Origin of the sequence: Ereboglobus sp. PH5-10, from assembly GCF_029504735.1 — a bacterium.
Taxonomy (GTDB): Bacteria; Verrucomicrobiota; Verrucomicrobiia; order Opitutales; family Opitutaceae; genus Ereboglobus.
The window spans coordinates 21398-33391 of the sequence record NZ_JAQFIP010000003.1 but is presented as its reverse complement, the minus strand read 5'-3'; the positions used below and the strand labels follow the sequence as shown (position 1 = coordinate 33391).

Genomic DNA, 11994 nt, shown 5'->3' with positions numbered 1-11994 from the left:
GCCGATTAGATGCGAAATCTTCCGATGAGCGCAAGACAGCGCGTGCTCATTTGTTTTTTCCGAACAGCATGCGCAGGACGATCAGCGCGGCAAGCGAGGCAAGGAAACTGGGCGAGTGCGCACCGCCGCCGGCGGCATTGCGATTTGTGACAGCGATGTCGTTGCCCGAGCCTGTTCCCGCTCCCGTGCCCGCTGAATTGTAGAATGCATAAATGCTAGTCGCGTTTGGTGGCATGGTGAATGTCGTGGTTGCGGACTTGGCGTCGGTGAACACTCCTCCGGCCGTGCTCATCCAGCAGTCGAAAGAGCCGCCTTTGGGCGGATTGTAAGCGGTGAGCGTCACCGCGTCCCCCGCCGCATAATTTCCGGAGCCGTGGCCAAGTCTGACGTCCAGCACGTAGGTGGTCGGCGGAGGTGGTTCACCGCTGGCGTTGTAAATGGCCAGCGTTGTCACTTCGCCGGTGGCGAGCGCGATTTTTCGAATGACAGAGTTGCCGGTGTCAGCCACATAGAGGCTGCCGGTTCCATCGTATGCGATGTCCGAGGGCTGGTTGAACAATGCGTTGCGCCCGACGCCGTTTGTGAAGCCGGTGACGCCGGGCTTGCCGGCGATGGTAGTGACCTCGATTCCATTCCTGATTTTGCGGATGGTGGAGTTTGCAGTGTCGGCAATGTAGAGGTTTCCGTCGTTGTCAGAGGTAATGCCGCCGGGGTGGTTGAAGCGGGCGTCGACGATCGGATTGTAGTCGGTCGTGCCGGAAACGCCCGGCGCTCCCGCCCATGTGATTATGGCGCCGTCCGCCGCGATCGTGCGAATGAGGTGGTTGCCGGTGTCGGCGATGTAGAGATCACCGGCGTCATCGACGTGCAGGTGGGAGGGGTTGCGGAAGCGTGCGCTCGAGCCGGTGGCGTCGGCGAATCCCGGGGCTCCCGCGAGTCCTGCGAAGCCGGCGGGTTGCGTGCCGCCGGGCATGACCTGCCAAATGTTGTGCGCGCTTGCGTCGGATATGAAGACGGAGCCATCGGGGGATGTCTCGACACCGGTCGGCTCAAAAAGTCCGGTGACGAAGGTGGTGACGTTTCCTTCGGCGGTGATTTTGCGGACGGCTGCATTGCCACTGTCGGCGACTAGCAACGCGCCTGTTGCGTCGAGGGCGAGCGCGACGGGCGCGTGGAATCGGGCTCCTGTTCCCAAGCCGTCAGCCAATGCTCCTTCACCGTTAGCTCCTGCGAGGTGGGTGGCGGCGAGACGGGGCGTGACTTTGCTAATGACGTGCGCCGCGGAGTCGGCGACGTAGAGATTGCCCGATGCGTCGAACTCGATGGCTGCGGGCGCGGTGAAGAGCGTCGGAACCACGGTGAGCGTGAGGACGTTGCTGACGGCTTCGGTGTGGTGACCGTTGGTGGCGACACGGCGGATTTTGTCTCCATTGTGAAACCTAACCCCTGCCGTGAAGGTGAACTTTGTTCCGGTTGCTCCCGGGATCACACGCCACGATGCGCCATTGTCGGGAGACTTTTGCCACTGGCAGACAGGGATCGGGTCGCCTCCGGCGGGCGCGATGAGCGTGATTTGTTCGCCGTCGAAGGCGGTGAGCGTGGCGGGAATCCAGCCGGTGTTGTAGGGCTGTGTCGGCAGGAAACCGGTGGTGTTGCCATCGTCGGGCGGCTCTTCTCCGTTATTGCCAGTGCGCTTGCGCACCGTGAGCCGGGCTTCATTGCTGTAGATGGTTTCGTATTCGTTGGTGGCTCGGCATCGGTAGAGGTTTCCGTCAAATGACTCTGGAGTCATAAAAGTCCGGAGTGTTTCGGTGTTTCCGTCGTCCGAGTAGTTAGAGAGGCGTCCGCCGTGGCCCGGATATGGCACATCGAACCATGAGTATCCGTCATTCTCGGAACATTCCCATTGGAGAGTCAGCTGTTCCGCGAAGTAATTTTCGAACACCGCTCTAAATGTGGCGGCCTCGTCGACATAAATCGACTGGTCTTGGGGTTGAATGTAAACGCTGAGGTGGGACGCACGCGGATTTGAACTGGATGCCGCCGTAGCGCGGGAGATGTTCGGCAGGGCGATGATTAAGGCCAGTAGCGTCAGGGGTATCTTTGTGAAGAGCGGGAACCTTATTGTTGCGCATTTAACGTGGTGAACAGGGGCTCGCGTTTTCATGTTGGCAAGCGTGACGCGACCGCTCGCCATAAGTTGCGCCGGACTATGTGTGTTTTTGTGAGCGGTTGCCGTTACTTGTCCTTCCCCAGCAGCAGGCGAAGCGCGTTGAGGCAGACGACGACGGAGCTGCCTTCGTGCGCGATCACGCCGAGCCAGAGCGGGACGATGCCAAAAATCGAGCCTGTCGCCATCACCACGACCACGCCGAGCGAAACGGCGAGGTTTTGTTTGATGATTCTTTTTGCGCGGCGGCTCAGGCGAAACGCGGCGAGCACGTTTTCAATGCGGTCGTGCATCAGGATGACCTCGGCCTGTTCCAGCGCCGCGTCGCTGCCGCGCGCGCCCATCGCAATGGACACGTCCGCCGCCGCGAGGCTCGGCGCGTCGTTCACGCCGTCGCCCACCATCGCGATGCGTTTGCCTTGCTCGCGGAAACTCTGGATCGCCGCGACCTTGTCCTCCGGCTTCAGGCCGGAGCGCACTTCGTCGAGGCCGAGTTCGCGGGCGATGTTTTCCGCGGCATGGCGCCGGTCGCCCGTGAGCATCACCGTGCGCACTCCGTTTGCGCGCAACTTGGCGAGCGTGTCGCGGGAGGTTGTGCGTATTTCGTCGCGCAGCAAAATGCGCCCCGTCACATCCCCGCCGGTTACCCATACTTCACTCAGGTCCGGCGACGAGGGCGGAAAACTTTTAATCGTTTCGACCAGCGGACCGGTGTGGTTTTCGATGATCAATTCGCGCCGGCCAAGCAGCACGGGCACGCCGTCCACGCGTCCGCGAAGCCCCATGCCGGTGAGCGACTCGAACGCCTCCACCGCGGCGGTTTGCACGCCCGTGTTTTGCGCGTGTTTGACGATGGCGCGCGCGAGCGGATGCTGCGAATTGTTTTCAAGCGCGCATGCCAGGCGCAGCACGTCGGATTCGCGGCCCGGCGGAAAACTTTCCACGGTGGCGACGCTTAGTTTTCCCGTCGTGAGCGTGCCGGTCTTGTCGAGCGCGATGACATCCACGTCGGCGAGTTTTTCGATGGCCGCCCCGCCGCGAAACAGCACGCCGTGCCTTGCGCCCCACGCGATGGCGGCGAGAATTGCCGAGGGAATCGAGAGCACGAGCGCGCAGGGGCTCATGACGACGAGGAGCGTCATGGCGCGATAAAACGCCGATGTCGTTTCACCGCTGATAAACGGCGGCGCACCGAAGCCGAGCCACCACACAAAAAACATGACTGCGCAGGCGCCGAGCGCGAGGAGCGTGTAATGGCCGCCAAATTTATCCGTGAATCGCTCGCTGGGGGCCCGGAGTTTTTGCGCCGTCTGAATCATGCGGATGATTTTTTGCAGCGTGCTTTCGGAGGGCAGCCGGTTGACCTCGAAATCGAGCACTCCCCACAGGTTTATCGTGCCGCTGTAAACCGCGGCGCCGGCTTCCTTTTCGACCGGGGTTGCCTCGCCGGTGATGGTCGATTCGTCGCAGGCGCTCTCGCCCTTGATCACCGTGCCGTCGGTTGGAAACGCCTCGCCGGGCTTTACGCGCACATGGTTGCCCACGGCGAGCGCGGCGACTTCAACCGTTGTTTCCATGCCGGCGTCGTCGAGCAGCGTGGCGGTTTTTGGCGCGCTCTTGAGCAGCGAGCTGACCTCGCGCTGTGTGCGGTCCATCGCATAGGCTTCCATCGCCTCCGCCCCCGAAAAAAGAAACAACAGCACGACCGCCTCGTGCCACGCGCCTATGCATGCCGCGCCGACGGCGACCGCAAGCATTAGAAAATGGATGTCGAGCGTGCGCGCCTTTATGTTTTCCCAGGAGTCCTTCGCCGCGTCCCACGCGCCGGCGACCAGGGCGGCGATGTAGAATGCACCGGCCAGCCACGCGGGCCCGACTTCCGCGCGCTCAATCACAAATCCCGTGACGCCGAGGACGCCGCAGAGCCCCGCGAGCAGTGCGAGATTCTTCCATTCGCCGCCGTGGTGGTGATGTCCGTGGCCGGATTGGTGGCCATGACCATGGTCGTGGCCGTGTTCGTGATCATCGTCATCATGGTGATGGTTTTCATCGTGGTGATCCTGTTCGCGGGATGTCGTCATGAGTAAGGGCTATACCCCCTATACCCATATTGACAAGACGAAAGAAACGTGAAAATGTCCGTGCCAGACACACGATCTAATTTTCAAAAAAGGGGAAGGCCCCGACATTTTTATGAGCGACATACATCATCATCCCGAGGGCGAGACAAAGGCGTTGCAGGTTCGCGTTCGCAAGATCGCCGGGCAGATCAACGGAGTGGAGCGCATGCTGCTGGCCGACCGCGACTGCGCGGAAATCCTGCTGCAACTGCTTTCCATACGAAAGGCGATCAAGTCGCTTTCGGAAAAAATCCTGCACGCGCACATACGCGATTGCATCGAGGGCGCGACGAACGGCAACGACGCCAAGCGCCGCATCCGCGAGCTGACGACCGTGCTGGAGCGCTACGTGGAGTAGATGCGGGGCGCGCGGACTGCCAGCTTTACCTTCTGCTCGCTGCATGGGTTTTTGCAAGGTGGCACAGACATTCCTGTCTGTGTTCCGCGGTATTGGTTCACGGCACGGACAGGAATGTCCGTGTTACCTTGATCGGGGGCGAATCCGTTTCAATATCATGGCGCGCGCTTCGTCGCGGCCCTCGATGCGTAGCACCCAGGCGAGGGCCGCGTAGAGCGCGACCCCGGCGGCGATCATTATGGCGAGGCCGCAGGCGGTGTTGAATGTCGTCGCTGTCGCGAGGTGCGTCCACGCGCGCCAGCCTCCCCAGACCGCCGCGCCCATCGCCGCGCTCGCGATGATTATTTTTCCGAGGTCGCGGCCGATGTGGATGAACGCCATCTCGGGCGCTTTGCGCGTGAGCATCACCTGCAAAAACACTGCTTGCACGATGATGGCTGCGTTGCCCGCGATGGCGAGGCCCGCGGTCGAGAGCGGCCCCATCAGCGCGAGACTCAGGACGATGTTCACCACGAAACTCAGCAGCGCGGCCACCACGGGCGTCTTGGTGTCGCGGCGCGCGTAGAAGGCGCGCAGCACCAGGTTTACAAACGAGAAAAACGGAAGCCCGACCGCGTAGATCGCGAGCACGGGGGCCATCGCGAAGGTGTCGCTTGCGACAAACTCGCCGCGTTGGAACAGCAGCCGGATTAGCGGCAGCGCGAGCACGCCAAGCCCGGCGGCGGCGGGGATGTTGATGAGCAGGATCAGGCGCATTCCCTTGCGGTAGGCGTTTGCCATGCCGGCGGTGTCGTTTTGCGCGGCGAAGCGCGAGATGAGCGGAAACACCACCGTCGAGACCGCCACGGCGAACACGCCGATGGGCAGCTCCATCAGGCGCTGGGCAAAATTGAGAAGCGCGACCGCGCCGTCGTTGAGCGACAGGGCGATGTAGCGCGACACGGTCATGTTGATCAGGTAAACCGCCGAGCCGAGCACCGTCGGCGCCATGAGCCGGAAGATCGCGCGCACAGGCTCGCTGAGCTCAAGCGTGAAGCGCGGACGCCAGCCCTCGCGCAGCAACGCCCATCCGGGCACGCACATTTGCCCGAGTCCGCCGACGAGCACGCCGGCGCACAGCATGTAAACCTGCGTCATTTTTGCGTCCGGCCAGAGCCGCACGCCGAGCCAGAGCATTCCGATCATGGCGAGGTTGAGCCAGATCGGCGACAGGGCCGGCTCGAGAAAGCGCCCGAGCGATTGCAGCGCCGAGCTGAACACGGACGCCAGGCACACAAAGAGCAGGTAGGGAAACAGCACCACGGTCATGTTGCCGCTCAACAGCCAGCGTTGCACGGTGGCGTTGTCGCCGGTGAACACGCGCGCGGCCGCCTCGATCCACGGCGGCTGGCTGAAAAAAATCATCGCCGCCACCACGACCGCGCCCGCCACGACCGTGAGCCAGCTCGCGACTTGGTTGACCAGCGCGAACGCGCCCTCGCGCCGGCGTTGTTCGAGCTCGATGTTGAGCGTCGGCACAAACGCCGCCGTGAGCGAACCCTCGCCGAGCAGCCGCCGGAACAAATTGGGCAGCTGGTAGGCGGTGAAAAAAGCCGACGAAATCCCGCTCAACCCGAAGACCGCCGCGGTCTGCATGTCGCGCACAAGGCCCAGCACGCGCGACACCATCGTCGCGCCCGACACCAAGCCTATGTTTTTGAGGTTCCTCGACACGCCCGCATTTGTCGCCACGCGGGCGGCATCTAGCAAGAAATTAGCTCGGGCCGCGCGCGGATGTTTTGCGATTGAGTTGCGCGGGGAGCGTTTTTCTTCTTCTCCTGACTCCATACTCCTTTCATCCTGCTCCCTTTTTATTCTTCCCATGCGCATTCTCACAGGCATCCAGCCCTCGGGCACGCTCCACATCGGCAACTATTTTGGCGCCATCAAACCCGCCGTCGAATTGCAGGCGCGCGGCGACGCGTTTTATTTCATAGCCGACTACCACTCGATGACCACGCTCACCGACCCGGAGCAGCGGCGCAAAAACGTGCTCAATGTGGCGCTCGATTTTCTCGCGTGCGGGCTAGATCCGGCGCGCAGCGTTTTCTGGAAGCAAAGCGACGTGCCCGAGGTGTGCGAACTGACGTGGATTCTCGGCACCGTCGCCCCGATGGGGCTCATCGAGCGCGCGCACAGTTACAAGGACAAGATCGCGCACGGCTTCTCGCCGAGCTTCGGACTGTTCTCCTATCCCGTGCTCATGGCCGCGGATATTTTGCTGTTCAACTCCGACCTCGTGCCCGTGGGCAAGGATCAGAAGCAGCATCTGGAGATTACCCGCGACATCGCGATCAAATTCAACCTGGCCTACGGCGAGGTGTTTACAGTTCCCGAGCCGGAAATCCGCGAGGAAGTCGCCACCGTTCCCGGCCTCGACGGTCAGAAAATGAGCAAGAGCTACAACAACACGATCGACATTTTTGGCGACGAAAAGACCGTGCGCAAAAAAATCATGGGTATCGTGATGGACAGCCGCACGCCCGCGGAGCCGAAACCCGACGCGGACAAAAACCTCGCAATTCAGCTACTCAAACTCGTTGCGCCCGCCGATATCGCGAAGGAAACCGAGGAGCGCCTGCGCGCGGGCGGGCTCGGCTACGGCGACCTGAAAAAAAGCCTGTTCGAGCACTACTGGAACTATTTCGCTGAGGCCCGCGCCAAGCGTGCCGAGCTTGCCGCGAACATGGACTATGTGAACAAGGTCCTGGCCGACGGCGCCGCGCGAGCGAGGGAGGTCGCGGCACCCATCCTGAAAAAAGCGCGCGAGGCTTGCGGACTGTGATGTGTAGGGGCGCACCTTGCGTGCGCCCTGGTGTTCGTAGAACTGTTTGCGAGCGTATCCACAAAGTCCTCGAGCACTAGGGCGCACGCGAGGTGCGCCCCTACGGCCTTGATTGCAAACTTCGACAGTGATTATGTGGCGTCATGCCGTTCTACTCGCGTCGAACCTCGCAACTGCATGTCGGGCGAATATCAATTTCCGGCGCGCGCTATTTTGTGACATTTGCGACCGAAGGTCGCCGACCATGGCTCAATGATGCTTTGTGCCGTGCACACATGATCGAGGTTTTGAAAAGCGGACATAATGCGCGCAGGTGGATGCTGCTGGCGGTCACTTGCATGCCTGATCATGTGCATGTGCTGTTCGAGCTTGGAGTGGATGTCGGCGTGTATGCGAATGTCGGGCGTTGTGTGGCGCGATGGAAAAACCTGTCGCGAGCCAACGCGACGCGTGGTGATGGCTGGCAGCGCGATTTTTGGGAACATCGTTTGCGCCCGGATGAGATGAACGAGGACTATGCCCGATACATTTATATGAATCCATATCGTGCGGGCTTGATTGAATGCGGCGATGGCGGATGGGATGGCACATGGATGCCAGAGCCGAGGTGTTTCGATTTTGTGGAGCACCTCGGCCCGTCCGGTTCGCCGCCCGTTGAGTGGCTCGGTGATTTGGAAAAAGTCGCCGACCGCGATTCGTAGGGGCGCACCTTGCGTGCGCCCTGGTGTTCGTAGAACTGTTTGCGAGCGCATCCACAAAGTCCTCGAGCACGAGGGCGCACGCAAGGTGCGCCCCTACGAGTTATTATCAAACTTCATGCGCGGGTTGTTTTCCAAAAATTCCGCGATGGTAGCTGCGAAGGTTTCGCCGAACTCGGCGCGCTTTTTTTCGCCCATGCCGAAGATGTCGTGCATGTCGGCGAGGCGCGTCGGGTATTCGCGGGCGAGCTGGCGGAGCGTGGCGTCGCCGAAGATCACGTAGGCGGGCACGCGGCGTTCGTCGGCGAGTGTCTTGCGGAGTTCGCGCAGGCGCGCGAAGAGGATTTCGTCGCACTCGATGCTGCCCTGGCGCGGGATGACTTTTTTCACCTTCGGAAGCGCGATCGGCTTGGTGAGCATCACGGGACGGCGCGAGCGGAGCAGGTCAACGCCCTCGGCGGTGAGTTCGAGCGTGGGGAATTCGCCCTCGGCTTGCGCGAGGCAGCCCATGCGCATGAGTTCGCGTCCGACGGCGGCCCATTGCGGGCGCGTCATTTCGGAGCCGATGCCGTAGGTGCTGACTTTGTCGTGGCCCCAGCGGCGGATTTTGTCGGTGTCGGCGCCGGTGAGCACCTCGACGATGTGGTTGAGGCCGACGCCGAAGCGGCTGGCCTGGCGCACGCGATAGACGCAGGAGAGGAATTTTTGCGCGGCGATGGTGCCGTCGAATGTTTCGCGCGGCTCGAGGCAGTTGTCACACGCGCCGCAATTGTCGATCGGGAAGGTTTCGCCGAAGTAGCCGAGGAGTTCGCGGCGGCGGCACGAGGCGTTTTCCGCGTAGTGGAGCATGAGGCGCAGTTGCGTGCGCGCGACGTTGCGCTCGTGCTCGTCGGTCATCTCGTCGATGAAGTGCGTTTGTTTCGCGGCGTCGCCCCCGCTGAAGAGCAGGAGGCAGTCGCCGGGGAGCCCGTCGCGCCCGGCGCGGCCCGTTTCCTGATAATAACCCTCGATGTTTTTCGGCAGGTCGTAGTGGATGACCCAGCGGACGTTGGGTTTGTTGATGCCCATGCCGAAGGCGATGGTGGCGCAAATGATCTTGGTTTCGTCGCGGAGGAAAAGCTCCTGGTTTTCGGCGCGCTCCTTGTTGGTGAGCCCGGCGTGGTAGGGACGGGCGGAGTAGCCGCGCGAGGAGAGCGACTCGGCGACGCGCTCGGCGGTGGCGCGCGTGGCGCAGTAAACGATGCCGCTTTCGTCCTCGCGTTTTTTCACGAAGGCGATGATTTGCGCGAGCGGGCCGTCCTTGGGCAGGACGCGATAGGTGAGATTGGGGCGGTTGAAACTGGCGACGTAGATTTGCGGGTCGCGGAGCTTGAGGTGCTTGACGATGTCGGCGCGCACGCGCTCGGTGGCGGTGGCGGTGAGCGCCATCACGGGGATGTCGGGCAGCAGCTCGCGGAGTTGCGCGAGCTGGCGGTATTCGGGGCGGAAGTCGTGGCCCCATTCGGAGATGCAATGCGCCTCGTCGATGGCGAGCGCGGCGACGTTCCATGCGCGGAGGTTTTCCGCCCAACTGTCGAGCATGAGGCGTTCGGGCGCGACGTAAAGCAGCCGCCATTCGCCGCGGTGCAGGCCGGCGAGGCGCGCGCGCGATTCGCGTTCGCCGAGCGAGGAATTCAAGAACGTGGCCGCCACGCCCGCCGACTGGAGCTGGTCAACCTGGTCCTTCATCAACGCGATGAGCGGCGAGACGACGACCGTCAGGCCGGTGCGGTGCAGCGCGGGCAACTGGTAGCACATGGATTTGCCGCCGCCGGTGGGGAGCAGCGCAAACACGTCGCGACCCGCGAGCGACGCCTCGATGATTTCGCGCTGGAGCGGACGAAAATCGGGATAACCGAAAGTCGTCTGGAGCGTGATCTGGAGTTCGTCGGGCTGCACAAACGCTATAGCCGCAAAGAGGCGCAAAAGGCGCAAAGGAAAAAATGCGAGGAGTGGATTTTCGGGCATTCGCCCGCGTGTCACGCATTGCCATGCCGGGGGCCTGTTCGCCGCATTTGAAAGGTTTAACTTGCTGGCAAACGCCCGGCGTTTCAGGTTGCGACCTTGTCCATGCATAAAACGTCCGACATCAATATCATCGAAATAAGAGCGCTTCCGTCGCCCGCCCAGCTTATGGCGGCCGAGCCGCGCACCGATACGCAGTCCGCCTTCATCGCCAGCGCCCGCGAGCAAATCCAGAAAATCATTTTCGCCGACGACAAACGATTCCTCCTCGTCGTCGGCCCGTGCTCGATTCATGACACCGCGGCCAGCGCCGATTACGCCCGCCGGCTTGCCGCGCTCGCCCGCGAGGTTTCCGACCGCGTGCTCATTGTCATGCGTGTTTATTTCGAGAAGCCGCGCACCACGATTGGCTGGAAGGGCCTCATCATGGATCCGCGGCTCGACGGCTCGCACGACATCGCCGCCGGACTCCGCATGGCGCGCGCGTTTCTGCGCGAAATACTCGACCTCGGCCTGCCCACCGCCACCGAGTTGCTCGACCCGGTGACGCCGCAATACATCGCCGACCTCATCTGCTGGTCGGCCATCGGCGCGCGCACGACCGAATCGCAAACACACCGCCAAATGGCCTCCGGTCTTTCCATGCCGCTCGGTTTCAAAAACGGCACCGACGGCTCGCTCTCCGCCGCCATCAACGCGATCAAGGCCGGTTCGCAGCCCCAGACTTTCCTCGGCGTCAATTTCGACGGCCATGCTTCCGCGGTTGTCACCCGCGGCAATCCGTGGTGCCACATTGTGCTGCGCGGCGGTTCGCACGGCCCGAACTATTCGTCCGAGCACATCGCCGAGGCCGAGCGCGTGCTGGCGAAGGCAAACCTCCCGCGTTCCATCCTTATCGATTGCAGCCACGACAACTCCGCCAAGCAACCCGGGCGACAGCCCGAGGTGTTGCGCGAGGTGGTGCGCCAGATCAACGAAGGCAACACCTCGATCATTGGCGCGATGCTCGAAAGCAATTTGCTCGCCGGCAACCAGCCCTTTCCCCAGCCGCGGGAAAAGCTGAAATACGGCGTTTCGATCACCGACGGTTGCATCGATTGGGAAACGACCGAGTCGCTAGTGCGCGAACTTCACGCCGCGCTCGCCCCGCGCTTCGCGCAAGGCTGAGCCGGCATCCGGCGCGCGAGCATGCTTCTGCCGTGTTGGTTAACGAGGGTAGGGCGGTTTCGCCGAAACCGCCGCTTCCGAAACCGAAACCGCCGCGCGAGGCTGTCCATTGTGCCATTGATACGGCCACTCGCCGGGTGTCGCGCAGAGGTTTTTGCGCAAGGGATTGTTTTGGATGTAATGCCATTTTTCAGCCAGTGATGCATGATCGCGTATGCGGTGATCGAAAAAATCCCGCTGCCACTGGATGTTTTTGTGCCGGGCAAGATAGCGTTTCCAGTCGAAAACCGTGCGACGCATGGAGACCGTCCTGCTGAATGAAACCAGTCCGTGCAAGTGATCCGGCATGAGCACGAGAAGTTGTATCCACCATTGGCAGATGCGCTGGCGATGAATGAAACTGTTTTCCACGGTTTGCGCGATGTCCGGGGTGGCAAGCTGGTTCAGTCCGCGCGGGGTGCAGTTGATTGTGATGAAGTAAGTTTCCCCGTCCTTGACCCATGAGGGGATGGCGTGCGGGAGTTTTTTGCGTTTTGGGAGCGACGCATAGGGTAGGGCGCGCTCGCCGAGCGCGCCGTCGGGAGGAGTGGGGTTTTGCGTGTGCATGATGCGCCGGTCTTTGCCAGCCGCCAAAGCATGTGGTTTTGCCAATG

9 protein-coding genes are annotated in these 11994 nt (G+C 62.0%); 4 read left to right on the top strand and 5 right to left on the bottom strand.

Annotation, left to right across the window (positions count from 1 at the left end):
- Positions 1-46: 46 nt before the first annotated feature.
- Both M2447_RS03540 and M2447_RS03535 read right to left on the bottom strand, forming a co-directional pair.
- A complete protein-coding gene (locus tag M2447_RS03540) occupies positions 47-1792 on the bottom strand; it encodes a hypothetical protein (protein ID WP_277557423.1) in 1746 nt (581 codons plus the stop codon).
- Positions 1793-2238: 446 nt separating this feature from the next.
- Entirely contained in the window at positions 2239-4251 is a 2013-nt protein-coding gene (locus tag M2447_RS03535) for a cation-translocating P-type ATPase (RefSeq protein WP_277557422.1), read from the bottom strand.
- Positions 4252-4363: 112 nt separating this feature from the next.
- Between M2447_RS03535 and M2447_RS03530 the strand changes: the two genes are divergently transcribed.
- The gene (locus M2447_RS03530) at positions 4364-4648 is read left to right on the top strand and encodes a metal-sensitive transcriptional regulator (RefSeq protein WP_108823829.1); all 285 of its coding nucleotides are present in this window, start codon (positions 4364-4366) and stop codon (positions 4646-4648) included.
- 123 nt (positions 4649-4771) lie between these two features.
- Here the strand turns inward: M2447_RS03530 and murJ are convergent, their stop codons facing one another.
- Positions 4772-6397: a murein biosynthesis integral membrane protein MurJ gene (murJ, locus tag M2447_RS03525; RefSeq protein WP_277557421.1), complete on the bottom strand. Its 1626-nt coding sequence runs from the start codon at positions 6395-6397 to the stop codon at positions 4772-4774.
- Between the two features lie 112 nt (positions 6398-6509).
- Here murJ and trpS point away from each other — a divergent pair, with 112 nt between their 5' ends.
- Both trpS and M2447_RS03515 read left to right on the top strand, forming a co-directional pair.
- Positions 6510-7472 carry a tryptophan--tRNA ligase gene (gene trpS, locus M2447_RS03520; protein WP_277557420.1) on the top strand — a complete coding sequence of 321 codons (963 nt, stop codon included), beginning with the start codon at positions 6510-6512 and terminating at the stop codon, positions 7470-7472.
- 143 nt (positions 7473-7615) lie between these two features.
- Positions 7616-8173: a transposase gene (locus M2447_RS03515; protein ID WP_277510640.1), complete on the top strand. Its 558-nt coding sequence runs from the start codon at positions 7616-7618 to the stop codon at positions 8171-8173.
- A 93-nt stretch (positions 8174-8266) separates the two neighbouring features.
- On the opposite strand, the gene recQ is transcribed toward M2447_RS03515, so the two are convergent.
- A complete protein-coding gene (gene recQ / locus M2447_RS03510; RefSeq protein ID WP_277557419.1) occupies positions 8267-10108 on the bottom strand; it encodes a DNA helicase RecQ in 1842 nt (613 codons plus the stop codon).
- A gap of 171 nt (positions 10109-10279) precedes the next feature.
- Between recQ and M2447_RS03505 the strand changes: the two genes are divergently transcribed.
- Entirely contained in the window at positions 10280-11341 is a 1062-nt protein-coding gene (locus M2447_RS03505) for a 3-deoxy-7-phosphoheptulonate synthase (protein WP_277510646.1), read from the top strand.
- Positions 11342-11380: 39 nt separating this feature from the next.
- Here M2447_RS03505 and M2447_RS03500 read toward each other — a convergent pair whose 3' ends face one another.
- Positions 11381-11947 carry a transposase gene (locus M2447_RS03500; RefSeq protein ID WP_277557418.1) on the bottom strand — a complete coding sequence of 189 codons (567 nt, stop codon included), beginning with the start codon at positions 11945-11947 and terminating at the stop codon, positions 11381-11383.
- Between the last annotated feature and the right edge of the window lie 47 nt (positions 11948-11994).